Origin of the sequence: Bacterioplanoides sp. (genome assembly GCF_965226395.1) — a bacterium.
In the GTDB taxonomy this organism is placed as follows: domain Bacteria; phylum Pseudomonadota; class Gammaproteobacteria; order Pseudomonadales; family Oceanobacteraceae; genus Bacterioplanoides.
Genome location: NZ_OZ245358.1, coordinates 1,709,424 through 1,735,148, shown reverse-complemented (window position 1 = coordinate 1,735,148; position 25,725 = coordinate 1,709,424). Strand labels below are relative to the sequence as shown.

Sequence of the window (25,725 nt, the reverse complement as noted above, 5' to 3'; positions counted from 1 at the left end):
AGCCAGTAGCCGGAGGGAATTGATCATTTGTTCGGGAGAGTTTGTGTCGTAGAATTGCAACATTATAACCTATTATGCCGCAAACCATGACCACAAAATCCCCCGCTGCCGCCACGCAACCTGCAAATGTGTACACTCCGCACGACCACCATGCCTGTGTTGATGGCGCGTTACAAACGGCGAAACAGCTGTGTGCCAGCGAAGGAGCACGACTGACACCCATTCGTCAGCGGGTACTGGAACTTGTGTGGCAAAGCCATAAGCCGGTGGGCGCCTACGATTTATTGCCCACGCTGGCACAGGAAGGGTTTAACTCCGCACCACCAACGGTGTATCGCGCGCTGGATTTTTTACTGGAGCTGGGACTGGTGCATCGCATTAACTCGCTGAATGCTTTTGTTGGCTGCTCTCACCCGGGTGAATCACACCCGAGCTGCTTTTTTGTCTGCAACCAGTGTGGTGAAGCACAGGAATTACACGCCAGCCAGATTGAGCAGGTCAGTGCTCAGGTGGAAGCCATGCTGGGCGTCAAAGTGCAGCAGCAAACCACCGAACTGATGGGCCTTTGCCCACGTTGTCAGGGTTAAGCCGATGCTGTTACAAGCATCCGGCCTGACGCTGCAACGCAGTCATAAAACCGTACTCGACAACATCAGCATCAATCTGGAAGCTGGTCGCATCATTACCCTGATTGGCCCCAACGGCTGTGGTAAATCCACTTTGATCCGGGTGCTATTGGGGCTGGAGCAGCCGGATAGCGGCACGATTCAGGCTCAGCGGCGCTTACGCGTGGGCTATATGCCACAAAAGCTGAATCTGGATGCGCGCTTACCGCTGACCGTTAACGGCTTTCTGAAGCTGGCTAAAGGAGCCAGCAAACAACAGATCGATTACTGGCTGGAGCGGCTCAATATTCAGGGCTTACGCTCGTTATCGGTACACGGTTTGTCCGGCGGCGAGTGGCAACGGGTGTTACTGGCTCGGGCGTTACTACTGAAACCACAACTGCTGGTACTGGATGAGCCGGTGCAAGGGGTCGATGTTCAGGGGCAGATGGAACTGTATCAACTGATTCCACAGTTACGTGATGAACTCGGTTGTGCGGTACTGATGGTATCGCACGATTTACACCTGGTGATGGCCGCCACCGACGAGGTGATCTGCCTTAACGGTCACGTTTGCTGCTCAGGCCACCCGGATCAGGTCAGTGTTGATCCGGCCTACTTAAGTCTGTTTGGTGCCGCATCCGATCAGCAACCCACCATCGCCCATTACACCCACCATCACGACCATCATCATTGTCTGGATGGTCATTCGGAGCCGCTGACCAGTTCGACGACTCATAAGGAACATCATGGCTGATATCTTGTTCGACCTGTGGTGGCTGACACCGCTGCTTACCGGGGTCTTACTGGCGACCATCACCGGCCCGTTAGGCAGTTTTGTAGTCTGGCGCCGTATGGCTTTTTTTGGTGATACGCTGGCGCACGGTGCCTTGCTGGGGATCACCTTTGGTGTGCTCACCGATATCAACCTGACGCTGGCACTGGCACTGAGTTGTGTGATTCTGGCGCTGTTGTTATTGCCGCTACAAAACCGCTCACAGCTGTCGGCCGATACCCTGCTGGGCATTGTGTCGCACAGTACACTGGCAATTGGTTTGGTAGCACTCAGCCTGGCCGATGGCATTCGAGTCGACCTGATGGGCTACTTATTTGGTGATTTATTAGCGGTGGAGATCAACGATTTGCTGTGGGTAGCCGCCAGTGTCGCCGTCTTATTCAGCTTAATAGTCAGTAACTGGCAAGGGCTGTTAGCCAGTACCGTTAGTCCTGAATTGGCAGAAATTGATGGTTATCCGGTAAAGCGGTTAAACATTCTGCTGGTATTAATGCTGGCCTTAGTTGTGGCGTTAGCGATGAAGATTGTTGGTATTTTACTGGTCAGTGCCTTGCTGGTGATTCCCGCCGCCACCGCCCGTAGCTTCGCCCAAACGCCACAACAAATGGTGGTGATCGCAGCCATCAGTGGTTGTGCTTCCGTATTGCTGGGCATGTGGGCCTCGTTCCAGTGGGATACCCCGGCAGGCCCAAGTGTGGTGGTAGCGGCTGCCGGATTATTTGTTTTGAGCCTGGTGAGCCCGAAAAAGGTCAGCGTTTAACGCTTCACCAAACTCTCTAGCAACGGCACCATGCGCGTCGACCCGTGCGGTGGAGCGATGTAACCCCGATATTGCCAATCCGGGCTGACCAGCGCGATATTGGCGGTATGATCCATCAGGTAAGCCATGCCATTATCGCGCTCAACTTTGGCGTAAAACGCATGCAGCTGCGGAGTAATGGTTTTCAGCGACATTTCATTGCCGGTAAAGGCTAAAAATGCCGGGTTAAAATAATCCATATAAGGCTTCATGGATTCTGGCGTATCACGCGCCGGATCAACCGATACCAGAATTACCTGCAGTTTCTCCTGCACTTCAGGCGGCAGTTTTTTCCAGCTGCGGCTCAAATCCGCCAGCGTAGTAGGGCAGATGTCCGGGCAAAAGGTATAACCAAAAAAGATCAGCTTCCAACGATCGCGCATGTCATTGTGAGTCACACGGTCGCCATGCTGAGTGACAAATTCAAACTCACTGATTGGCAGTGCTTTAGGAAATAACAACACGCCTTCTTGCTGCCAGATTGCGGCATCTGCCATTTGTTGTTTTACGCTGAGCCCTACACCCGAGAAAAGTGCGCTAAACAACAGCAGGAACAGTACAATTACGCCCTTCATAACATCATCTCAACTTATAAAACCCTGTTAATCATAGCTGCGGAGTATAACAGCGATGGCATCTGCCGCCTTGGCCAATCAAACATCTGTCACTGCGACACAAGGTCGCATCTGGGCGCTGGCCTGGCCGATTATGCTCAGCAATATCACGGTACCACTGCTGGGGCTGGTGGATACGGCCATCTTGGGTCACCTGGACGATGCCTTGTATTTGGGTGCAGTCGCGGTGGGTAGCCAGCTGTTTATTCTGCTGTTCTGGAGCTTCAGCTTTCTGCGTATGGGAACGACGGCATTAACCGCCAGAGCCAGTGGTGCCACACAATTACAGCCAACCAACGATCAGCGTTTACGTCAGCTCCAGCTTGGGTTATGGCTGCTATTACCTTTGATTCCGTTGGTGATGGCGCTTGGCTGGTTACTCTGGCCTCTGGTGCTGCCGCTGATGACGGATAACCCGGATATCCAGCACGGAGTGCAACAATATTTATCCATTCGTTTATGGGCCACACCGGCGGTATTAGGGCAGTACGTGCTATTGGGCTGGTTTATTGGTTTGGGGAAAACCCGGATTCCATTGATCCTGCTGACGGTTAGTAACCTGATCAACGGGGTGCTGAATTATCTGTTTGTTTTCCAGTTAGGTATGACTGCCGACGGCGTCGCACTCGGCACCGTGATTGCAGAATACAGCGCACTGATTCTGGGGCTGGTGTTTGCCGCCCAACAGGGGCTGCGTTCATTGGGCCAGCGCCCGGATTGGTTGCAGTTAAAGCCCATGCTCAGCATCAATCACCACCTGTTTGTCCGCACTCTGGTGTTGTTATCCAGCTTTGCGTTTTTTACCGCCCAGGGAGCACAACAGGGCGAGCTGATTCTGGCCGCCAATGCCGTGTTAATTACCTTGCTACTGTTGATTGCGAATGCCCTGGACGGCTTTGCCCACGCCGCCGAGGTGCTGGTGGGCCAGAGCTTAGGCGCACGCCAGCCAACTGAAATACGCCGGGCCATCCGCCTGACCGGTATCAATTCACTGCTGATGGCGCTATTGCTGAGCATCGTGTTCTGGCTGGCTGGCGAGCAGCTGTTCCGTTTATTAACCGATAACCCACAACTCATTCCGGTGCTGGAACACTATCGCTGGTTTTTATTTCTGCTGCCGTTAGCCGGTATGCCCAGCTATTGGCTGGATGGCATCTTTGTTGGTGCTGGCCTGAGCCGGACAATGCGAAATGCTATGCTGGCTGCCGTTCTGCTGGTGTTTTATCCACTGTGGTGGCTGTTCGACCAGCTCGTTATGTTAGAAGACCTCCATATTTTAGAAGACCCAAATCTTGGCTTATGGCTGGCTTTCTACGGGCTGACTCTGGCCCGCGCCGCCTTTATGATTAACAAATTTTTGACGCTTTACAAAAAACCTGAAAAATTTTTGTAACTTAGCTAGCGAGAGCGTCAATGTTTACTATACTTCCAATTGTCAGCAATAAATAACGATGTAAATTACTGATTTTATTAGATATTTTTTAAATCAGTTTTTTAGATCAAAACCATATGAATGACGTCAACTTTGTCACTTGTCGGGAAAAACTCAGCCATTATGCTGTGACCTAAGCAATCACAAAGTAAAAGCAGGCCGATTTGATCGAAATTTTCACCCGTTTTTACGGCGGCCTTTTGACTCTCAGACGGATATAGATAAGGCAGGACGATGGAAGCAATTCAACAACTGATCGACAACGCGATTACTGCAGAAGCCAGCCACCAGCATTTACATCAGGCTCTGTCTGGCAAATTAGAACACGTCGACCGTTTGGTGCAGTTACCAGAAGACCAGGCGGCAGAAAAACTCCATGAGTTTGTGGTGCGCTACATTCAGAATGTCCCCACTCTGTTAAACAGCCTGCAATCCGCCGCCTTAGAAGTGGGCTTGGTACAGTATGTTCAGCCAGTGATTCGGGTTGCCAGTGAGTTTTTTACGGCACCAGCACTGGCTAACCGTGCAGGTCTGGCGGCCCTGATGGGGCAAGCCTATCTGGCGATGCGTTTATTTGAAGAAGTGAACGAAACCTATGTATTCAAGGTGGGCCAGCCACTGATTCCGATGGATATGATGATGTCGAATCTGATTATCCACACCCTGATTGGTGAACCATTTGCCAACGATCTGGACGTGATGGTGACGGAAGCCGTTGAGCAGTTATTGTCTCCGGCGTATCAGAGTGACGACTTCAAAGCCTTTATGAGCCAGAAAGAAGCCGACAACCTGGTGCATATCTGCCGACAGATTCCTTGTATGTCGGCTGAAATGGGACTGGCCAGCCAGTTTGGCTAAAGCCTAATGACCAGCCCCAATGGCTAATTCTTAACGACTAACCGCGCCGATCTTCTCTGAGTGCTGCCATCACACCCGCAGTTTGTGGCAGCACATCACGCCATAAACGAAACGCTTCAGCAGCCTGCTCCACCAACATGCCCAAACCATCAATCACTTTGGCAGCGCCCTGATCCAGTGCCCACTGATTAAATACCGTGGTTTCCGCGCCATACATCATGTCGTAGCTAACAGTGTTGGCCGTGATACTGGTTGGCGGAATCGGTGGTAACTCACCCGCCAGACTGGCAGAGGTGCCGTTAATGATCAGATCGAATTCACCCGCCACTTCAGCAAAACCACAACCACTGATACATCCCAGATCAGCGAAGTCAGCGGCCAGCGCTTCGGCCTTACTGACGGTGCGGTTGGCAATCACCACCTCAGCCGGGCTCTGTTCCAGCAGCGGCTGCAACACACCGCGTACCGCACCACCGGCACCAAGAACCAGCACCCGTTTACCGGCGATTGTGACCTGCTGATTAACCATGATGTCACGCACCATACCAACGCCGTCGGTATTATCCGCCAGCACCGACCCATCATCCTGTCGAATCAGGGTGTTCACCGCCTGTGCCCGCTGCGCCCGGGGGCTGAACGCATCGGCATAACGCCAGGCGTTTTCTTTAAACGGCACGGTGATATTCAGGCCTTTACCACCACGACGAAAAAAGTCGTCCACGGCGGCATCAAAGCCATCCAACGGTACCAAAATCGCAGAATAAAGCAGATTCTGGTCGGTAATTTTGGCGAATGCGGTGTGTATCTGGGGTGATTTGCTGTGGCCAATCGGATTGCCCATCACCGCGTATAAGTCCGTCATACTCGTATTAACCTTCACTATCTGACGGGTTAAACCCAGTCTTTATGTGGCAAGAATTCATCGTACAAACGCGCTTCCGGTGAGCCGGGTTCCGGCTGCCAGTCGTAGTCCCAATGCACCACGGGTGGCAACGACATCAGAATGGATTCGGTACGACCGCCGGTTTGCAGGCCAAAAATGGTGCCGCGATCAAATACCAGATTGAATTCAACATAACGGCCGCGACGATACAGCTGGAACTTACGTTCACGCTCACCGTAGGCTTCGTCTTTACGCTTAGCCACAATCGGTACATAGGCGTCGATATAGCCATCACCTACCGCCTGCATAAAGGCAAAACTTTTATCAAAGTTCAGCTCGCCATCCCATTCGTTCATATCATCGAAGAACAGACCACCAACACCGCGGGTTTCGTTACGATGCTTAAGGAAGAAATAGTCATCACACCACTTCTTGTACTTTGGAAACGCCTCAGCACCAAAAGGTTCACACAAATCTTTGGCGGTCTGATGCCAATGAACCACGTCTTCTTCGTACGGGTAAAACGGCGTCAGATCGAAGCCGCCACCTATCCACCAAACCGGCTCTTCACCTTCTTTTTCGGCGATAAACAAGCGCACGTTGGCATGAGAGGTTGGCACATACGGATTTTTAGGGTGAATCACCAAAGACACACCCAAAGCCTGAAAGCTGCGACCGGCCAGTTCCGGGCGGCTGGCCGTGGCGGAGGCTGGCAGTTGCGGGCCTTTAACATGGGAGAAGTTCACACCGCCTTTCTCGATCACAGCACCATCGGCAATCACCCGGGTGCGGCCACCACCAGTTAGTGACAGCGAGCTGTCATTCGGATCACGCTCCCAGGCATCTTCGACAAATTGAGCCTGACCATCCTGAGCTTCTAAGGCCGTACAAATACGATCCTGCAGCTCCAGTAAATAGGCTTTAACTACGTCAACATTAACGCGATTCGCTTGAGTCATTTTGAGTCCTGTCTACCTCAGAATCCGGCCATCGAGTGTGCGAATCTGAGAGGGTTGTTTCTGGCCGCCAAGCTGGCCGGGTAATACAAAATCGACAACATCAGAGCCTTTCAGACGTTTGATAGTTGACGGAGAAAAATACTGACGCAGCTGTACCAGCGTGCGGGCCGGTTCATGTCCTGCCGGATTGGCTGAGGTCGACACCAGCGGGCCTGTAACCTCACATAAGGCGCGTACCTGCGGGTGAGCGCTGATACGCACCGCCAGCGTGTTGTGTTCACCACGTAGTAGCGCTGGCACGTGCTCTTCACACGGCAGTACCCAGGTCACCGGGCCAGGCCAGGTGACATCAACCTGCTGAAAGTCTTCAGCGGAAAGCGGCAGCAGGTAATCGTCCAGCTGATCCAGCGACGCCGCGACCACCAGCATACCTTTTTGCCACGGGCGTTTTTTAATATCGAGAATCCGCTGAATCGCGTCCTCATTGGTTGGGTCACAACCCAGGCCCCAAACGGCCTCCGTGGGATAAGCAAGCACACCACCTTGTTCAACACAACGACGTGCCTGTTGCAGATGCCAGTTATTCATTGATAAAAGCAAAAATATAATGATGAACAGAAGCGGAACACTACCCCAAGGGGCCATCAGCGACAAGCTTATTTCAGGCGCTGATAACCGCCGGGAACCTGAGTGATCCAGCCCGCCAGCTGCAGCTCCATCAACTCGGGTAATAACTGCTGCATATCGAGGCAGCCACGAATGGCAATCAGATCCGGACTGGTGGCGGTAAAATCAATATGTGTCACCAGGGGTGGAATATCCGGTAACTTCAGAGTAGGCATCGCCAGGGTCTCGACGCTGGCGGCGGAACTGAAGTCGAGGGTTTTCTGACGAGACGGCTTATCCCCGGTTAACCCCAGTTCCAGCAAGATATCCTGACTGTTCTGCACCAGATAAGCACCATCACGAATCAACTGATGACAGCCATGGCTTACCGGATTACTGACCATCCCCGGCAGCGCAAATACTTCCCGCCCTTGCTCCGCTGCCTGATGGGCGGTGATCAGCGAACCACTTTTAACCGCCGCTTCGACCACCACAGTCGCCAGGCTCAGGCCGCTGATAATACGATTGCGTGAGGGAAAGTGGCGCGACTGCGCCTGGGTACCCGGCGGGAATTCGGATAATAACAAACCATCCTGCATCACCATCTGAGCCAGCCCGAGATGGCGCTGAGGATAAATCACATCCGGGCCACTGCCCATCACCGCAATGGTTGAACCCGCAGCAACGGCACCCTGATGGACATAACCATCAATGCCCATCGCCAAGCCACTGACCACCGTCACACCGGCTGCTGCCAGTTCCTGAGCCGTTTGTTGCGCCCAGCGAGCACCATAGTCCGATGGATTACGGCTGCCAACCATGGCCACCATAGGCTTGGATAAACAATCGATATTGCCGTGATAATAGAGAAGGGTCGGCGCATCTCGCAGGGCTGCCAGCGCCGGAGGGTAAGGGTCAACACCAGCCAGTAGCACACCGTAGTGTTTAAACTGACGCCAGTTCTGCACCACCTCAAAACCGTCCAGCAAGGAAGCATCCGATTGCCAGCGCTGTGCCGCTTCGGGCTTTAACCCCATCGCCACCAATTGCTCAGGACTGCAATGTAATAAGTCACCCGGATGAGAAAGTTGCTGGCGAATATCACCCAGTGTCACCCGGCCAACACCGGGAATTTTGCTGAGTTTCCACCAGGCTTTTAACAGCTCTTCCCTGAGCATAGCGACCTCCCTGGTCTAAGGTGTTACAAACCGGTCAGTGACCCGCAGTGGACTGGTTGCACGCATCACCAGTGCATAAGACAATTTTTCAAACGTACGGAACACCATCAGGGTACCGGCACGGGTATTTGGTAGACGGACTTTTTCACCGGCAATTTTGTCGTAAACCACATTGCCCGCTTTCTCAATCAGTAGTACTGAACCCGGCTCAACACCATCACGATCACCGCGGTTAATCACCACCACATCAAACTGGCCCACCTGAGTGACACCACCGGATACCGCCAGAATTTGACCAGTGACATCCTTGGATGGTGGCTTAGGGTAATAACGGGTAATCAGTTCACGGTCTTCGGTTTCTAACAAGCGGTCACCGATATTCACATTCTGGGTAGTACGCTCCAGCAGCAAGGTCATGATATCGCCATCAACGGCATTCACTCGTGCCAGACCCACTTCCAATGCTTCAAGACCCAAAACTTCTTTGGTTTCCGGATCGCGGTATACCTGTCCCTGACGGAATACACCGTAAGCCGCCGCTGGCTCGTCGCCATAATCGCCACGAGCATACACACGATTACCAGAACCCATGATCAGATGACCGTCATCACCGGATAAAATACGGGGAGCAGCCGCCAGCTCATCGGTTTCAACCACACGGTGGTCGCGCAGAAAACCACGGATGGCATCTAAGGGTATGGCCGGAATCGCTGATTCGATGGGTTCAACCCGGGCGGTTGGCTGGAGCTTCACCGTTCCTGGTGACAACTTAACCGTACGGCTGGCAACACCACGCTTCATCACCGTAGCTTTGGTTTCGCCATTAATGGTCACCAAACCAATAACATCACCCGGGAAAATCAGGTGGGGATTTTTAATCTGGTTGTTCTGATACCAGATTTCCGGCCACTGCCAGGCATCATCGGTATAACGTTCGGCAATATCCCACAAAGTATCACCATCCTTCACGACATAACGCTGTGGCGCATCGGATTTAACCTCCAATGCAGCCGCGGTAGCCGAAACCGATACCAAACCGGCAAAGAGAAGGCGCTTTAAGGTTTTGCTCATCCTGTATTCCCTTTATTATTAGTCGTTGGCGACTCATAGTTCACTCATCAACGCAGTGTAGCAAGTGATCGCCGTTGTTTTCTATAAGCAGTTCACGAACACGAGCAGTTTACGAACATATCGGGATTAAAACCCCAAAGCGTTATTTGCATTGATGAGTCATTATGGCCTTACTTCCTATTTTAGAATTTCCCGATCCCAAACTTCGCACCGTTGCCCAGCCTGTTGCCGAGGTGGATGAGCGCATCCGCAACATCGTCGACGATATGTTTGAAACCATGTACGACGCCCCCGGCATTGGCCTGGCAGCCACTCAGGTGGATGTTCACGAGCGCATCATCACCATCGATGTATCGGAAGATAAAAGCGAGCCGCTGGTGTTTATTAACCCGGAAATCACCGTGCTTGAAGGTGAGCCGGAGTCGATGCAGGAAGGTTGCTTATCCGTTCCCGGTTTCTACGAAGAAGTGACCCGCATCGAACATTGCTTAGTCAAAGCATTGGATCGTGATGGCAAAGCGTTTGAACTGGAATGCCGCGGCCTGCTGGCAGTGTGTATTCAGCACGAAGTTGACCACCTGGAAGGCAAGCTGATGGTGGATTATGTGTCGCCGCTGAAGCGCAAGCGCATCAAAGAAAAACTCGACAAAAAACACAAGTTGGAAGCGCGTCGTAAATAAACGACGCCCAGCCCCCCCAGTCAGAAAGAACCTTATGTCTTTAAAAATCGTTTTTGCCGGGACACCGGACTTTGCCGCCGTTCACCTGCGTGCCTTAATCGACAGCGAGCACGATGTGATTGCCGTTTACAGCCAACCCGATCGCCCGGCTGGCCGCGGTAAAAAGCTGCAACCCAGCCCGGTCAAACAAGTCGCACTGGAGCACCACATTGCCGTGTACCAGCCGCTGAACTTTAAAGACCCGGCCGATGTACAGCAGTTACAGGACCTGAACGCCGATGTGATGATTGTGGTGGCTTATGGCTTACTGCTACCACAACCCGTACTGGCAGCGCCCAAACATGGCTGCCTCAACGTGCATGCTTCTTTATTACCGCGCTGGCGCGGTGCGGCTCCGATTCAGCGTTGCATCGAAGCCGGTGACAAGCTCACCGGCATCACCATTATGCAGATGGACATTGGTCTGGATACCGGCGATATGCTGCACAAGGTCACCACCGGCATCAGCCTCGATGACACCGGCGGCAGTCTGCATGATCGCCTGGCCGACATGGGCCCGAGTTCTCTGCTGACAACTCTGCAGCAGCTGGAAGCCGGTGAGTTACAACCCGAGCAACAGAACGACGCTCAGGCCAACTACGCCCACAAACTGAAAAAAGAAGAAGCCTTGCTCGACTGGGCACAAAGTGCAGAAACCTTAGCCCTGCGGGTGCGTGCGTTTAACCCGTTTCCGGTGGCGTTTACCTTATTAGGCAATGACCGCATTCGGGTGCTGAAGGCCAGCGCACTGGAAAAAGTCACGCAGCTGCAACCAGGCACCATTGCCAATGTCACGGCAGAAGGGATTGAAGTGGCGTGTGCCGACGGTGTGTTACGTCTGGAGCAGATTCAACTGGCGGGTAAAAAAGTCATGATGGTTGCCGATGTCATTAACGGTCAGCCGAACCTGTTCCAACCTAACTACGTGTTGGCGTCTGAACTGTGAAGCAATTATACGGTAAGGCATCGTCCACTCAGATTTCAGCCCGTTATGCCGCCACTCAGGCGCTGTTTCAGGTTATGTCCGGGCAATCACTGAATCAGGCACTGCCACCGCTGGAGGCCCGGGTCAGTGATGATGATCGTGGTTTTTTGCGCGATTTAGCATTAGGCAGCTGTCGTTATTTTCAGCGCCTGAATGCCATTGCCAAGATGCTGTTAAAAACACCGTTTGGTGAAGAAGATCAGGATCTGCATGCGCTGATGGTGATTGGTTTATACCAGCTGGAAATTCAGAAAAAAGCGCCCCATGCCGCGGTTCATGCCACTGTTGATGTCTGCGAAGAGATGGGCAAGGGTTACGCCAAATCGGTAGTGAATGCCTGTCTGCGCCGCTACGGCCGTGAGTACGAAAGCCTGACCGCACCACTGGAAGATAATCCTGTCACCGCCACCAGCCATCCTAAATGGCTGCTGAAAATGATGAAAAAAGCCTGGCCGGAGCACTGGGCTGAAGTGTTTACTCAGAACAACCAGCGCCCGCCATTATGCTTGCGCGTGAATCAGCGTCATGGCTCGCGTGAAGACTATCTGCAACGCCTGCAACAGGCTGGTATCGAAGCACACCCGGCAGAATTTGCGCCCTTTGGTATTTACCTCGCTCAATCCTGCGACGTAACTCAACTACCCGGTTTTGAAGATGGTGATGTCAGCGTTCAGGACGAAGCGGCGCAATTAGCCTCACTGATTCTGGCACCGCAGCCGGGCGAAAATATCCTCGACGCCTGTGCTGCACCTGGTGGTAAAACCTGCGCACTACTGGAAGCCGCAGACTGTGCGGTCACCGCACTGGATCTGGAAGCATCGCGACTGGAGCGGGTGGAAGAAAACCTCGAACGCTTAGGCCTGTTTGGTAACGACACCGGGCTGTCTGCCAGTGTGGTGTGTGCTGATATGGCAAACACCGACGAATGGTGGGAAGGCCAGCAATACGATGCCATCCTGCTGGATGCACCGTGCTCAGCGAGCGGCGTGATTCGTCGCCACCCGGATATCAAATTATTACGCCGCAGCGCTGATATTGCTCAGCTGGCCGACGTACAGGCGCAACTGCTGAATACTGCGTGGGATTTATTAAAGCCCGGTGGCCGTTTGTTATACGCTACCTGTTCGGTGTTACCGCAGGAAAACAGCGATCAGATTGAACGCTTTATGGCTGACAAGCTTGAGGCAAGGCAGGGAATCACGCTGCAAGCCTTAAATACTCAGCTGACAGGTCTGGACAAGCTGCCGGGAGTGGCCTGTAATGCCGGACAGCAACTGTTTCCGCAGGAAAACGGTCATGATGGTTTCTTTTATGCCTTATTGGTGAAGGGTTAGAAAGTGCGATGAAGCAGAGCCACAGACAAACCATGACAAAACAGCAGGATAGCTGTTTTGCACAGCCGCAGGCTGCCCGCCAGGGTGATGTACAGGGACGTACATCATGAAGATTATTATTTTGGGCGCAGGCCAGGTGGGTGGCACATTGGCTGAGAACCTCGCCAATGAACAAAACGATATCACCGTGATTGATACCGACTCCAAACGCCTGCGGGAACTGCAGGATCGGATTGATATTAAAACGGTAAAAGGCCGTGGCTCGTATCCTCAGATTCTGGCCGATGCCGGGGCCGATGACGCGGATATGCTGGTGGCTGTCACCAACTCAGACGAAACCAATATGGTGGCCTGCCAGGTGGCGTACACCATGTTCCGTACGCCCACCAAGATCTCCCGTATCCGTTCGGCCGCTTACCTGAAACAAACCGATTTATTCCGCAACGATGCCTTCCCGATTGATGTATTAATTTCACCTGAAAAGGTGGTTACCAATTACATCAGCCGCTTATTGCAGTACCCGGGAGCACTGCAGGTACTCGACTTTGCCGATAACAAGGTGCAGCTGGTCGCAGTCAAAGCCTATTACGGTGGCCCATTAGTTGGCCAGGATGTAAAAACCCTGAAAACTCATCTGCCCGATACCAATGCCCGGGTGGCGGCGATCTTCCGTCGTGGTCAGGCGATCGAACCAACCGGCTCCACCGTAGTGGAAGCCGACGACGAAGTGTTCTTCGTCGCTGCTAAACATCACATCAAAAAAGTGATGAGTGAGCTGCGCCGTGCCGAAGATTCCTACAAACGCATCATTATTGCCGGTGGCGGTAATATTGGTTATCGCTTAGCTAAGCAGCTGGAGCGTGATTATCAGGTTAAGCTGATCGAATATAACCACGACCGCGCTCAGTTCCTCAGCGAAAAACTGGATCGCACAGTGGTATTGCTGGGTTCTGCCACCGACAAAACCCTGCTGGAAGAAGAAAACATCGAAAACACCGACGTTTTCTGTGCACTGACCAACGATGATGAAGTGAACATCATGTCGTCTTTGCTGGCGAAGCGCTCCGGTGCGCGTAAAGTGATGACACTGATTAACAAGTCTGCCTACGTCGATCTGGTACAGGGTGGCATGATTGATGTGGCGATTTCGCCCCAGCAAGCCACCATCGGCTCGTTATTAACCCATGTACGCCGGGGCGATGTGGTGAATGTGCACTCGCTGCGCCGGGGAGCGGCGGAAGCGATTGAAGCCATCGCCCATGGCGACCAGAGTTCATCCAAAGTAGTGGGCCGCCCGATTCACGATATTCCTTTGCCTCCGGCCACCACCATTGGTGCGATTGTGCGTGGCGACGAAGTGATTATGGCCACGTCCAAACTGGTAGTTGAGTCCGACGACCATGTAATTTTGTTTGTGATGGATAAACGCCACATTCCCGATGTGGAGCGCTTATTCCAGGTGGGGTTAGGGTTCTTCTGATGCATTTTAATGTGATCGCCCGGGTGCTGGGCATCTTCCTGATGTTATTCAGCCTCACCACCTTGCCCCCCTTGCTGATTTCCATGTGGTTTAACGACGGCGCCACTCAGGCCTTTGCCTCGGCACTGCTACTGACCTTTGGTATTGGCTTTATGAGCTGGCTGCCGGTACGCCATGTGCGTCATGAATTACGCACCCGCGACGGCTTTGTGATCACCGTACTGTTCTGGCTGGTACTGGCCTTTTCCGGCACTTTCCCGTTTATGCTGGCGGAGAATCCGGGGCTGAGTTTTACCGACGCCTTTTTTGAATCCTTATCCGGCTGGACCACCACCGGTGCCACCGTAATGACCGGCCTCGATGAGTTACCACAATCCATTTTGTGGTATCGCCAGCAGCTGCAGTGGCTAGGCGGTATGGGGATTATTGTATTAGCGGTAGCCGTATTACCTATGCTCGGTATTGGTGGTATGCAGCTGTTCCGGGCCGAAACCCCGGGGCCGTTAAAAGATTCCAAACTGACACCGCGTATCACCGAAACCGCCAAAGCGCTATGGTACATCTACCTCATGCTCACCATCGCCTGCGCACTGGGTTACTGGATTGCTGGCATGAGTGCCTTCGACGCCATTGGTCATGCGTTTGCCACCGTCGCCATTGGTGGTTTCTCCACCCACGATGCCTCACTGGGTTACTTTAACAGCCCCGCGATTGAGATGATTGCGGTGTTTTTTATGCTGGTGTCATCACTCAACTTTGCTCTGCACTTTTATGCCTGGCGCAATCGCTCGCTGGGGCATTTTCTGGCCGACTCCGAACTGAAGTTTTTCTTCCTGGTGATTATTGGCGGTATTTTGCTGACGATCCCGGCGCTGTATTTAACCAACACCTATGACTGGCAGGACTCCCTGCGCTACGGCATTTTTGAAGTGGTCTCGGTCGCCACCACCACCGGCTTTGGTACCGCCGACTTCTCAGTGTGGCCGGTCTTTCTGCCGGTATTGCTGTTTATGATGGCCTTTATTGGCGGCTGTGCCGGTTCCACCGGCGGCGGCATGAAGGTGATTCGTATCCTGTTAATTTATAAACAAGGCACCCGGGAAATCCGTCGCCTGATTCACCCCAATGCCATTATCCCGGTCAAGATTGGCAAGCAGCCGGTGGCCGAACGGGTGCTGGAAGCGGTGTGGGGCTTCTTTGCCGTTTATGTTCTTACCTATATGGTGATGATGCTGGCTCTGTTAGCCACTGGTTTAGATCACGTCACCGCCTTCTCCGCCGTGGGCGCTTGCCTGAATAACCTTGGTCCCGGATTGGGTGAGGTAGCCGCGCATTACGGCAATATCAGTGATGCCGCCAAGTGGATTCTGTCACTAACCATGTTGCTGGGCCGTCTTGAGATTTTCACCTTGCTGGTATTAATCAGCCCGGCATTCTGGCGCAGTTGATGACAGCCTGATATCACCCTCTTTTTAGCAGAGCGAAACTTTTCTCCGGCAGAGCTTCTAATATAAACCATTGAGTTATACAGAAACCTGCCGGAGACGCTTATGACCACAGAGATACTGCTGGAACAAAGCCTTCTGTTGAGTGGCCTGGTATTAGCTGGTTTGCTGTTGTGTCGGCTCACACCACTGGATGCCACCTTAAGCTGCTTAATGACCGGCTTAATAGCGTCTTTCCTGTTACCACTCACCGGTTTTGATACCGGCTTACGTGCCGATAATATCCAGCCGCTGATCTTTTTTATTATCCTGCCGTTGCTGATTTTCAGCGCCGCCTGGCATATGCCAACCCGCTTGTTTGTGCGCTGGCTGCCGAGTTGTTTTTTATTGGCCAGCATAGGGGTGATCATCTCAACCGGATTAACCGCGGCCGGTTTATTTTATGGCATTAATCATTCGGGATTTCCGTGGCTGGCGGCATTAACTGCCGGAGTCATGTTATCCGCCACCGACCCGGTGTCGGTCGGTGCTCAACTGAAACAGGCGAGTGCCAGTGAAGATCTGCAGATTGTCTTTGAAGGAGAAAGTTTATTAAACGATGCCAGCGTTGTGGTGCTTTTTGGAGTGCTGCTGAGCATTGCTCAAAGCCAAACAGCAGTCGCACCATCGGCGGTATTGCTGAACTTTGCCACGGTGTTATTGGGCGGTGCAGTGGTTGGTGCGGTGTGTGGCTGGCTGGGGGCGGAGCTGGCGAAACTGCTGAATCAGCAAGCCGGACTCGAAGGCGCTGCTACCTTAGTGCTGCTGATGGTGGCCTTTACCAGCTTTTATATTGCTGAACACCAACTGCACGTTTCCGGCATTATGGCGGTTTTACTGGCCGGATTAATCGCCAAACAACGCTGCGACCAGCAGGATTTCAGCCAGCACTTTCCCAATGCGCTGAACTGGCTGGAGATCTGGCTGAATGGTCTGGTGTTTGTGCTACTGGGGTTGCTGGTTACCAGCGAGATGCTGACTCACCAATGGCTGGCGATTGTTATTGCCATCGCCGCTTGCTTAGTTGCCCGGATTGTCAGTGTGGCGCTGGTGACAGTTTTGACCATGCCCCTCAACGCCAGACTTAAGCGAGCCTGGTTACCCTTGTTAAGCTGGGGTGGGGTGAAAGGGGCCATTGCTATTGCGCTGGCCCTGTCGTTACCGGTGAGTCTGCCGTACTGGTGGACAATTCAGGCGATGGTATTTGGGGTGGTGCTGTTCTCGTTACTGGTACAAGGCAGCACCTTCGGCCAGTTGTTAAAGCGTATTGATAACGCTTGAGGTTAAGTCGTGCTCGGCTCTGGAAGGGTTAAGGCACCTTGGCCACTTTATAGGGATTCGGCTGCCCTTCGGGCTGACGCTTAAAGCGCTTATAGGTCCACTGATACTGCGCCGGGCAATGTTCGATACAGCGGGCAATCGAACGGTTCATTGCAGCAGCGGCCTGCTCCAGATCCGCTGAATAAATTTCCTCATCGGGTTCGATAAAATAGATCTCAAACCCTTCGCCATGCTCCAGTCGTTTGGCAAAGGCAAACAAGGCTTTGGCCCCGGTGCGCTTAATCAGATCCAGTGGCATCTTAGGTGTCAGCGCCGTCTGTCCCATAAAATCGGCAAACACACCACCAATACGTTTTGGTTCCTGATCCGGCAATACGCCCACCAAACGTTTGCGCTTCAGCGCCACCAGCAAGGCTTTAACGCCCGAGGTATCCGTTGGCACCAGGCGGCTTCCTCCGGCCTCGCGACGGCTGATCATCCAGTCATTAAAGCGCTGATTGCCGGTTGGTTTGTACATCGCCGTCATTTCATCGCCTAATGATGCAACATAGGTATTCACCAGCTCCCAGTTGCCTAGGTGCGGGGCCAGCAATAATTTCCCGCCATCATGGGCCATCAGCTCATCGTAGCGTTCTTTGTGATGAACCCGGCGAATCAGGGCCGCGGCTTTCTCCGGCGCATAGCCCCACATCGGGCCGGTTTCTCCCAGTACCTTGCCGGTTTCAATCAGGGTATCGGTTAACAGTTGCTGGCGCTCGGCGGGGCTCAGATCCGGGTACACCAGATCAAAGTTCACCCGAGCCACTTCTCTTTCCCGGGTACGGCGCAGCAACAGCCATTTTCCCACCAGCGCACCCACCGACTGGGCAACAGACAGTGATGCTTTGCCTAACAAACGAATCAGGCTAATGGCCAGATAACCCAGAAAAGAATCCACAACACACCTCAGTATTACTTGTTGCCCGCAGTTTAAGGGCTGATCGCTGCGGCGCAAGTAGAAACAGTCTTGCCATACGCCGCTTCCAAGTACAGGGCAGAGAGCAAGGCCGGGCAGTTATCCGCTGCCCAACGGGTAGTTTTCCCCCAGCCTGCTAGACTCACAAGAGAGACTTTGGGCCGCTTATGATTAATCTGGAAAACTCCTTAAAAGATAAACGCATCCTGATCGTTGATGATCTGGTTGAAGCACGCAGTGCGTTAAAGAAAATGATGACCACTCTGGGTTGCCAGCATATGATACGGCCACCGATGGCCGTGAAGCGTCGGCGTTTATTCAGGAGCAGTCTTATGACATGGTGTTTTCTGATTACAATCTGGGCAAGGGCAAAGACGGCCAGCAGGTACTGGAAGAAGCACGTTATACCAATCGTTTAAAGGCCACCTCGCTGTTTGTATTGGTAACCGGAGAAAATGCCGTCGATATGGTGATGGGAGCACTGGAGTACGAACCCGATGCCTATATCACCAAACCTTTTACCCTGAATATGCTGCGCGAGCGCCTGACACGAATCCTTAATGTCAAAAACCAGCTGCGGGCCATTAATCAGGCGATGGACGCCGGAAAGACTGAAAAAGCCATCTTACAGGCTGAGTTACTACTAGCCGAACAACCCAAGCTACTGATGCCTATCACCCGTATTCTGGGCAAGTTATACATTCGCCAGCAGCGCTTTAACGACGCCATTAAGGTGTATTCTCAGTTGTTGAATGTGCGCTCGGTTTCATGGGCGCGGCTGGGGCAGGCGATTTGCCTGCATCATCTGGGTGACTCTGACAGTGCTCTGGCATTGTTAAAGCAGAATCTGCAAAAACATCCGATGTATGTTCAGTGTTATGACTGGGCCGCGCGGATTTTGCAGTCGCTGGGGGATTATCCGCAGGCTCAGGAGCAGCTGGAAAAAGCCATCGAGATTTCCCCCAAAGCGGTATTACGACAAATAGAACTGGGCAAACTGGCCTGTCAGAATAAGGATTTTGTGGTAGCCGAAGCCGCCTTCGAACAAGCCATTCGCCTCGGCCGCCATTCCTGTTACAAGAGTTCGAAAAACTACCTGCAGTTCGCTCACGCGGTGCAGCACCACATCACCGACGACCACAGCCGTGCCAATAAAAACCGTATCGACAAAGCCTTCCGGGTGATTGAAGAATTACGTCAGGACTATGCCGGTGAAACCGAGGTGATGTTTGAAACCAGCATTGTTGAAGGCAAAACCTATGTCAGTACCAACAACAGTGATGGCGCACGACAATCGGCCAACCGCGCCGAAGAATTGCTGGATCAGATCGAGCAACCGGATGCCAATCAGCAGTTGCTGATGACCGAAGCCTATATTGATACCGGCCAGCATGTAAAAGCCAAAAAGCTGATGAGAAAACTGAAGGCCGAAGGGCTGGATGACAATCACAGCCAACGACTGAAAGACCTTGAAGGCAATCTGAACGAGGTTGCCATTCGTGAATACACCGCCGATCTCAACAGTCAGGGGGTAGAGGCGTATGAAAAAGGCTTATTAGTCGAAGCCATTGATGCTTTTGACAACGCTACCAGCTATGAAGAGGCCGGTATCAGTGTGCTACTGAATTCAATTCAGGCCAAAATCAGCTACATCGAAGACCAGAAAATGGATATCGCCCAGCTTAAGGACTGCTATCAGTTGTTTAAGCGCATTGGCCCGATGGGGGAGAGCGACGAGCGCTATGCCCGTTACAACAAGCTGAAACAAACCTATGGTCGATTAAAAAGAGCGGCGGGTATATGAAGCTCAGCCAATTACAGGCCGCCGTGGTACACGATTTAAAAAATCAGCTGCAATCCTTACTGGATTTTGAACAGCAGGCACTGAGCCGGATTCCGCCCGAGTACCATCAGGAATTAACCCCGATTCTGCAACGCACTAACCGGCTGAAAAACGACTCCCTACAACTGATCGCGCTGTATCGCTTTCAGGAAAGTCAGCTGCCGGAGAACCGCCTGCAGGAAGCCGCTCATTTTCCGCTGGACGATGCCTGGCCACGCGACACTATCAGTGATGCCATTGAAGCCACCAGCCTGCAGTTTCCATCCATTACCTTTCACAATAATAGCGATATCGACTGTCAGGGGTTTTATAACGAAACCCTGTTGCAACTGGCATTGGTAACGTTAATTACCAACAGCGCTCAGGCCGGCGCCAAGGCGATCTGGTTTGACGCGACGGAGACCAATACTGGTCTGGAAATTAGCGTGCGTGACAACGGCCCGGGCTTTGCCAGTGAAGTACTCGACGGTGAAATCAGCAGCACCAAATCGGACATGGGTGGGCTGGGTTTGTTCTTTGTTGAGCTGATCTGTCAGTACCACCAACAGGGCGAAAACAAAGGCCGTCTTCAACTGGCGAATTATTCCTCGCTCGATCACCCGCTTGATGGGACTGGTAATCCTCCGGCTGACGGAGCTGAAGTCAGGCTGTACCTACCTTGAAGAAGCAATTGAAAGTGCGCCTGAAAGCAAGACCTTAGCCCTGTTAACACCCCGCTCTGCACTGCTATACTCTCGACCCTCTAAATTCTCGAATAACACCTATCATTCGAGAATCTTCAAATGATTATTCATCAAAGTTATTGAAAGAAGGTCGAGCAGTGTCTGAACCAAGCCGCCACGATATTAAAACCTTCCAGGGCCTGATTGCTGCCCTGCAAGAGTTCTGGTCCGAACAGGGCTGTGTTATCAACCAACCGATTGATATGGAAGTGGGCGCCGGCACCTTCCACACCTTCACCACTTTGCGTGCTATCGGCCCGGAATCCTGGAACTCGGCTTATGTTCAGCCATGTCGTCGCCCAACCGACGGCCGTTATGGTGAAAACCCCAACCGTCTGCAACACTACTATCAGTTTCAGGTCGTGATGAAACCATCGCCGCTGGATTTTCAGGAGAAGTATCTGGAATCCCTGCGCGTCATGGGTATCGATACCAACGTCCATGATGTGCGCTTTGTTGAAGACAACTGGGAATCGCCAACGTTAGGTGCCTGGGGTCTGGGCTGGGAAGTGTGGCTCAACGGCATGGAAGTAACTCAGTTTACTTACTTCCAGCAGGTCGGCGGCTTAGAGTGTTATCCGGTGACCGGTGAGATCACTTACGGCCTGGAACGTATCGCCATGTACATTCAGGAAGTGGATTCGGTTTACGACTTAGTATGGTGTTATGGCCCGGATGGTTCCGCGGTAACCTACGGCGATGTGTTCCACCAGAACGAAGTGGAAATGTCGACTTACAACTTTGAACACGCCGACGTTGATTTCTTATTCCAGTCGTTTGAGCAATATGAAAAAGACTGTGCTCGTTTAATCGAAGCTGGTCTGGCACTGCCAGCTTACGAAAAAGTATTAAAAGCCTCCCACGCATTTAACATGCTGGATGCCCGTCACGCTATTTCCGTGACCGAGCGTCAGGGTTATATCCTGCGTGTACGTACTCTGGCTCGCTCTGTGGCTGAAGCCTACTTCCAATCCCGTCGTGCTCTTGAGTTCCCTCTGGCGCCTGAAGATCTGCGCAAAGAAGTGCTGGCATTAGCCGCCGCTGTAGAGAAAGAAGCCGCTGAAAAAGCGGCGAAAAAGGCAGCCAAGAAAGCAGCTGCGAAATAAGAGCGAGGGGAATTGAAAATGAGCACAAATACAAATGTAACAAACAGTTTCCTGGTGGAATTAGGTACTGAAGAATTACCACCCACTCAGCTGAAGAAACTATCCGATGCCTTCACAGCAGGTATCGAAGACGGCCTGAAAGAAGCGGGCTTAGCAAACAATATCGACGTGACATCGTTTGCCTCACCTCGTCGTCTGGCAGTGGTGGTCAACAACCTGGCTGACAAACAAGACGACCGCGATGACGTACTGTGGGGCCCTCCAGCCAACATCGCTTTTGATGCCGATGGTAAACCCACCAAAGCGGCAGAAGGTTTTGCCAAAAAGGCTGGTATCGACCTGGCCGACGCCAGCGAAGAAAACGGCAAATTAAAAGTCTCTCGCCGTATCGAAGGCGCTGCCACGGTTGATCTGTTAGCAGGCATTGTTCAGGGCTCTCTGGATAAATTACCGATTGCCAAACGTATGCGTTGGGGCTCCAGCCGTAACGAATTTGTGCGCCCGGTGCAGTGGTTAGTGATGCTGTTTGGTGAGCAGGTGGTTAACGCCGAAATTTTAGGTGTTACTTCCGGCAACCAGTCCCGTGGTCACCGTTTCCACGCCAATCAGGACATCACCATCACCTCCAGCGCGGATTACCAACAAGCCATGCGCGATGCGTATGTGATTGCCGATTACAACGAGCGTCAAGAACTGATTCGCCAACAGGTAACGGCCAAAGGTGCAGAGCTGGGTGGTGTTGCCATCATCGACGAAGACCTGCTCGATGAAGTCACCGGTCTGAACGAATGGCCAACCGCACTGGCAGGCAAATTCGACGACGACTTCCTGCGTGTACCGAGTGAAGCGCTGGTGTCTTCGATGAAAGAACACCAAAAATATTTTCATGTGGAAGACAGCAACGGCAAATTGCTGCCCAACTTTATCACCCTGACCAATATCGAATCGAAAGATCCACAGCAAGTGATTGCCGGTAACGAAAAAGTGATTCGCCCACGTCTGGCCGATGCCGCTTTCTTCTGGGATACCGACCGTAAACAATCGCTGGAAAGCCGTTACCCAAAACTGGAGACCATGGTTTGGGTGAACAAGCTGGGTACACTGAAAGACAAAACCGATCGTATCGTTGGGCTGGCGGATAAAGTAGCCAGCGCAATTGGTGCCGATAACGCATTGGCTCAACGTGCCGCCAAGCTGTGTAAGACCGACTTATTAACCGACATGGTGTATGAGTTCACCGATTTACAAGGCATTGCAGGCACCTATTACGCTCAGCACGATGGCGAGCACGCCGACGTTGCCGCAGCGATGCAGGAACAATATATGCCAGCCTTCGCGGGTGACGAACTGCCTGCGACTCAGGCAGGCTTATGTGTTGCCCTGGCTGATCGGATCGACAGCCTGGTTGGCCTGTTTGGTTTGGGCCAGATTCCAACCGGCTCGAAAGACCCGTTTGCTTTACGCCGTGCGTCTCTGGGTGTACTGCGTATTCTGGTGGAGAAAGACATCAACATCGACTTAGGTCAGTTGATCGATTGGGCACTGGAATCTAATTGGGAAACCGCGCCAAAAGCCGAAACCAAAGCCACTCTGATCGACTATATGCTGGAGCGTTTCTCAGCCTGGTATAAAGACGAAGGCATTGCCACTGAAGTGTTCCAGTCAGTACGTGCTTTAGGTTTAAGCAACGCGTTAGATATCAACAACCGCGTACAAGCGGTTAACAGCTTCTCCGCCATGGAAGAAGCCCAGGCACTGGCAGCAGCCAATAAGCGGGTATCCAATATTCTGGCGAAGAATGGCGGCGAGTCTGTTGTAGCTGACGTTAACGAAGCTCTGTTAAGCGAAGAGGCAGAAAAAGTATTGGCTGCTCAGGTTGCGGAAAAACAAACGGAAGTTCAGCCGCTGTTAGCCGACGCCAAATACAAAGAAGCTTTGGCTTCTCTGGCTGGCCTGCGTGATGCGGTTGATGCCTTCTTCGATAACGTAATGGTGATGGCCGATGACGAAGCCGTTAAAAACAACCGTCTGGCGTTACTGAAACAGCTGCAAGGCTTGTTTATTGCCATTGCGGATATCTCGCTGCTGCAGCAGGGTTGATTGCATAGCAAGGCTGATCAGCACCTTTAGCCACACAAACAAAACCTCGGCCAGTATCCACTGCCCGAGGTTTTTTTATGGCGCAATTCAACTCCTATCAATGAGGCGGTAGCGGAGTTTCTCAAGGTAGTTAGTACACCTGATCGTGATCTCCGATATCCACTAACACGATGCCTTCTTCCGTGATCTCAAAGTACAGGGTGATGCGGTAACGCATATTAATGGAGACAGATGAGAGGCCTTCCAGGCGACCACTCAATTTATGGAGTCTCAGTGACGGGTGGAGTGGGTTGAGAGTGAGTAACTCCAGCGTTTTCTGATATTGACTGCGTATTTGTGGATGCCGCTTTAAGAATTTCTTCGCCCGTTTGTTATAGCTGTCTGAGAACAGCAGCCGGTAAGTCACAAATCCTCATCCATACGCTTCATGTGTTGTTCAACGCTTTCAGCCTGATAACGCCCGGCAGCGATATCTGCTTTGGTTTCCTGCAATGCAACTTCCAGCTCATACTCGCGGTACTTTTCGTATTCTTCAATGTCCAGAACAACATAGCGGTTTTTGCCACGCACGCTGATGATGGCTTCGCCGGTTTCAGAAACACTGGATTCAATCGCACCGATGCCTTTGGTTTTCAGCTCATTGGCAGTAATGCTTTGCATGTTGAACTCCTGAATACTTTAAATCGTACGATTAATCGCATTGTATATCATCCTCTCCAGATCGGTATGATTTTTATAACCGCAGGATAACAATACCGTAAACATCACCAGCCGTTGCAAAAGCCTGCCGCCGCACAACAAATTATTACTTAAAACCAACAAGCTTTGTTTGGTGCCAGTCTACACTGTCTTTGACTGTTTAATCACGACGGGAAGACTTTATGAAATTCAATCACTGGCTCCTTGCTGCATTACTCTCAACCAGCCTGGTTGGCTGCGGCAGTGACGACGACAATGATACAAATCCAGCTGCTCCACAAACGCCCAATGGTGGCAATGTTGATAGTGGCGATAGCGGTAATGGTGATAGTGGCGATGATGGCATTGATGAAGCGCGGCTCAATCAGCTCTTCCCTAAAACGACTCGCGTATTTGGTATCACCTTAGCTGGCAGTGCCACAACTCCCGATGACAAGCTATTACATGCCGCCAATGTGATGGCAGAGTATCTGGATAATGACGAAGACGGCAACGCAGATAACCAGGCCGTTGTCGACCAGCTGGTACAATCCAAAGCCCGCCTGTTGATGGCCGCTGATGGCGATGAACTTGAGACCTTATTCCGTCAGTTGTTCGATATTGCCGATATGGGTTCATCGGAAGACGACGATGATAGCGCAGAAGAACCCGAAGGCGGTGATGCCATTCAGGATCTGCTGGCCGATGAAGTCAATCCGGGATCAGCCGGTGGTCAGTTTGATGGCACACTGGAAGAAGTATTACATCTGATTACTCATGTGGGTTACGCTCAGGTGTATCCGGACGTATTTGGTGAAGAGCCGGATTCCGCCATTGCCGACGCAATGGACGCTGCACGTGGAGGTCGCTTCTTAGAGCTGCCGGATTCATATCCAAACGATGCCTGGTACACCTATGACGACGATACCTGTGAATACGATTGTATGGTGACCGAGTACACTTACTGGGCGCTAACTTCTGTTCTGGGTGCACAACAGTTTAACGGTCGTCTGGAGCAAATTCAGGATGAGTGGCAGCTGAATACAGCGGATCTGGTGCGCACTCGTGATGCCGCGGTTTACAGCATTTTAACCAATGACCAGTACAAACTGCCGACTCAATTACCAGATGGCCAGTATGCCGCTAGCCAGTTTGAAGTGACCAACTCAGCCGCAAACTGAGTACACCTCCGTCACGATAAAGCAGCCGCTAACGGCTGCTTTTTGCCTCTCTACAG

The 25,725-nt window shown here is 52.3% G+C and carries 25 protein-coding genes; 16 read left to right on the top strand and 9 right to left on the bottom strand.

The window, feature by feature from the left end; all coding sequences use genetic code 11:
• Positions 1 to 86: 86 nt before the first annotated feature.
• Genes ACO05E_RS07900 through ACO05E_RS07890 form a run of 3 tightly spaced genes read left to right on the top strand, consistent with a single transcriptional unit; the run spans position 87 to position 2,161 of the window.
• On the top strand, positions 87 to 587 hold the full coding sequence (locus ACO05E_RS07900) for a Fur family transcriptional regulator (protein WP_419812432.1): 501 nt from the start codon (positions 87 to 89) through the stop codon (positions 585 to 587).
• 4 nt (positions 588 to 591) lie between these two features.
• On the top strand, positions 592 to 1,362 hold the full coding sequence (znuC, locus tag ACO05E_RS07895; protein WP_419812431.1) for a zinc ABC transporter ATP-binding protein ZnuC: 771 nt from the start codon (positions 592 to 594) through the stop codon (positions 1,360 to 1,362).
• The gene (locus ACO05E_RS07890; RefSeq protein ID WP_419812430.1) at positions 1,355 to 2,161 is read left to right on the top strand and encodes a metal ABC transporter permease; all 807 of its coding nucleotides are present in this window, start codon (positions 1,355 to 1,357) and stop codon (positions 2,159 to 2,161) included. The genes znuC and ACO05E_RS07890 overlap by 8 nt, the downstream gene beginning before the upstream one ends.
• Here ACO05E_RS07890 and ACO05E_RS07885 read toward each other — a convergent pair.
• On the bottom strand, positions 2,158 to 2,775 hold the full coding sequence (locus ACO05E_RS07885) for an SCO family protein (RefSeq protein WP_419812429.1): 618 nt from the start codon (positions 2,773 to 2,775) through the stop codon (positions 2,158 to 2,160). The genes ACO05E_RS07890 and ACO05E_RS07885 overlap by 4 nt on opposite strands.
• A 55-nt stretch (positions 2,776 to 2,830) precedes the next feature.
• On the opposite strand from ACO05E_RS07885, the gene ACO05E_RS07880 reads away from it, so the two are divergent.
• Positions 2,831 to 4,207 (top strand): MATE family efflux transporter, encoded by a 1,377-nt coding sequence (locus ACO05E_RS07880; RefSeq protein WP_419812428.1) that lies wholly within the window; start codon positions 2,831 to 2,833, stop codon positions 4,205 to 4,207.
• A gap of 273 nt (positions 4,208 to 4,480) precedes the next feature.
• Complete coding sequence (locus ACO05E_RS07875) at positions 4,481 to 5,104, top strand: hypothetical protein (protein WP_419812427.1); 624 nt, start codon at positions 4,481 to 4,483, stop codon at positions 5,102 to 5,104.
• Between the two features lie 37 nt (positions 5,105 to 5,141).
• Here ACO05E_RS07875 and aroE read toward each other — a convergent pair whose 3' ends face one another.
• The 5 genes from aroE to ACO05E_RS07850 all read right to left on the bottom strand — a co-directional run bounded on the left by aroE (position 5,142) and on the right by ACO05E_RS07850 (position 9,801).
• Positions 5,142 to 5,966, bottom strand: a complete 825-nt coding sequence (aroE, locus tag ACO05E_RS07870) for a shikimate dehydrogenase (protein ID WP_419812426.1) — start codon at positions 5,964 to 5,966, stop codon at positions 5,142 to 5,144.
• Between the two features lie 29 nt (positions 5,967 to 5,995).
• Entirely contained in the window at positions 5,996 to 6,946 is a 951-nt protein-coding gene (gene hemF / locus ACO05E_RS07865; RefSeq protein WP_419812425.1) for an oxygen-dependent coproporphyrinogen oxidase, read from the bottom strand.
• A 12-nt stretch (positions 6,947 to 6,958) separates the two neighbouring features.
• On the bottom strand, positions 6,959 to 7,534 hold the full coding sequence (locus ACO05E_RS07860) for an L-threonylcarbamoyladenylate synthase (protein WP_419812424.1): 576 nt from the start codon (positions 7,532 to 7,534) through the stop codon (positions 6,959 to 6,961).
• A 68-nt stretch (positions 7,535 to 7,602) separates the two neighbouring features.
• On the bottom strand, positions 7,603 to 8,730 hold the full coding sequence (gene dprA / locus ACO05E_RS07855; RefSeq protein ID WP_419812423.1) for a DNA-processing protein DprA: 1,128 nt from the start codon (positions 8,728 to 8,730) through the stop codon (positions 7,603 to 7,605).
• A gap of 15 nt (positions 8,731 to 8,745) precedes the next feature.
• Positions 8,746 to 9,801 carry a LysM peptidoglycan-binding domain-containing protein gene (locus tag ACO05E_RS07850; RefSeq protein ID WP_419812422.1) on the bottom strand — a complete coding sequence of 352 codons (1,056 nt, stop codon included), beginning with the start codon at positions 9,799 to 9,801 and terminating at the stop codon, positions 8,746 to 8,748.
• Positions 9,802 to 9,965: 164 nt separating this feature from the next.
• On the opposite strand from ACO05E_RS07850, the gene def reads away from it, so the two are divergent.
• From def to ACO05E_RS07820, 6 genes are all read left to right on the top strand, one after another.
• Entirely contained in the window at positions 9,966 to 10,481 is a 516-nt protein-coding gene (def, locus tag ACO05E_RS07845) for a peptide deformylase (protein WP_419812421.1), read from the top strand.
• 34 nt (positions 10,482 to 10,515) lie between these two features.
• Entirely contained in the window at positions 10,516 to 11,466 is a 951-nt protein-coding gene (gene fmt, locus ACO05E_RS07840) for a methionyl-tRNA formyltransferase (RefSeq protein WP_419812420.1), read from the top strand.
• A complete protein-coding gene (gene rsmB / locus ACO05E_RS07835) occupies positions 11,463 to 12,839 on the top strand; it encodes a 16S rRNA (cytosine(967)-C(5))-methyltransferase RsmB (protein WP_419812419.1) in 1,377 nt (458 codons plus the stop codon). The genes fmt and rsmB overlap by 4 nt, the downstream gene beginning before the upstream one ends.
• A gap of 106 nt (positions 12,840 to 12,945) precedes the next feature.
• Complete coding sequence (trkA, locus tag ACO05E_RS07830; protein ID WP_419812418.1) at positions 12,946 to 14,319, top strand: Trk system potassium transporter TrkA; 1,374 nt, start codon at positions 12,946 to 12,948, stop codon at positions 14,317 to 14,319.
• Positions 14,319 to 15,767, top strand: a complete 1,449-nt coding sequence (locus ACO05E_RS07825; protein WP_419812417.1) for a TrkH family potassium uptake protein — start codon at positions 14,319 to 14,321, stop codon at positions 15,765 to 15,767. The genes trkA and ACO05E_RS07825 overlap by 1 nt, the downstream gene beginning before the upstream one ends.
• Before the next feature lie 102 nt (positions 15,768 to 15,869).
• A complete protein-coding gene (locus ACO05E_RS07820) occupies positions 15,870 to 17,084 on the top strand; it encodes a cation:proton antiporter (protein WP_419812416.1) in 1,215 nt (404 codons plus the stop codon).
• 28 nt (positions 17,085 to 17,112) lie between these two features.
• Here the strand turns inward: ACO05E_RS07820 and ACO05E_RS07815 are convergent, their stop codons facing one another.
• Positions 17,113 to 18,021, bottom strand: coding sequence for a lysophospholipid acyltransferase family protein (locus ACO05E_RS07815; protein ID WP_419812415.1), 909 nt, complete (start codon positions 18,019 to 18,021; stop codon positions 17,113 to 17,115).
• 286 nt (positions 18,022 to 18,307) lie between these two features.
• Between ACO05E_RS07815 and ACO05E_RS07810 the strand changes: the two genes are divergently transcribed.
• The 4 genes from ACO05E_RS07810 to glyS all read left to right on the top strand — a co-directional run bounded on the left by ACO05E_RS07810 (position 18,308) and on the right by glyS (position 23,810).
• A complete protein-coding gene (locus ACO05E_RS07810; RefSeq protein WP_421722730.1) occupies positions 18,308 to 19,843 on the top strand; it encodes a tetratricopeptide repeat protein in 1,536 nt (511 codons plus the stop codon).
• Entirely contained in the window at positions 19,840 to 20,544 is a 705-nt protein-coding gene (locus tag ACO05E_RS07805) for a sensor histidine kinase (RefSeq protein WP_419812413.1), read from the top strand. Before ACO05E_RS07810 ends, ACO05E_RS07805 begins: the two co-directional genes overlap by 4 nt.
• 158 nt (positions 20,545 to 20,702) lie before the next feature.
• Positions 20,703 to 21,710: a glycine--tRNA ligase subunit alpha gene (gene glyQ, locus ACO05E_RS07800; RefSeq protein WP_419812412.1), complete on the top strand. Its 1,008-nt coding sequence runs from the start codon at positions 20,703 to 20,705 to the stop codon at positions 21,708 to 21,710.
• A gap of 18 nt (positions 21,711 to 21,728) precedes the next feature.
• Positions 21,729 to 23,810, top strand: a complete 2,082-nt coding sequence (glyS, locus tag ACO05E_RS07795) for a glycine--tRNA ligase subunit beta (RefSeq protein ID WP_419812411.1) — start codon at positions 21,729 to 21,731, stop codon at positions 23,808 to 23,810.
• 130 nt (positions 23,811 to 23,940) lie between these two features.
• Here the strand turns inward: glyS and ACO05E_RS07790 are convergent, their stop codons facing one another.
• Positions 23,941 to 24,216, bottom strand: coding sequence for a type II toxin-antitoxin system YafQ family toxin (locus tag ACO05E_RS07790; RefSeq protein ID WP_255858212.1), 276 nt, complete (start codon positions 24,214 to 24,216; stop codon positions 23,941 to 23,943).
• Positions 24,213 to 24,470: a type II toxin-antitoxin system Phd/YefM family antitoxin gene (locus ACO05E_RS07785; RefSeq protein ID WP_419812410.1), complete on the bottom strand. Its 258-nt coding sequence runs from the start codon at positions 24,468 to 24,470 to the stop codon at positions 24,213 to 24,215. Before ACO05E_RS07785 ends, ACO05E_RS07790 begins: the two co-directional genes overlap by 4 nt.
• A gap of 221 nt (positions 24,471 to 24,691) precedes the next feature.
• Between ACO05E_RS07785 and ACO05E_RS07780 the strand changes: the two genes are divergently transcribed.
• Positions 24,692 to 25,669, top strand: coding sequence for a hypothetical protein (locus ACO05E_RS07780; RefSeq protein WP_419812409.1), 978 nt, complete (start codon positions 24,692 to 24,694; stop codon positions 25,667 to 25,669).
• The last annotated feature ends 56 nt before the right edge of the window (positions 25,670 to 25,725 follow it).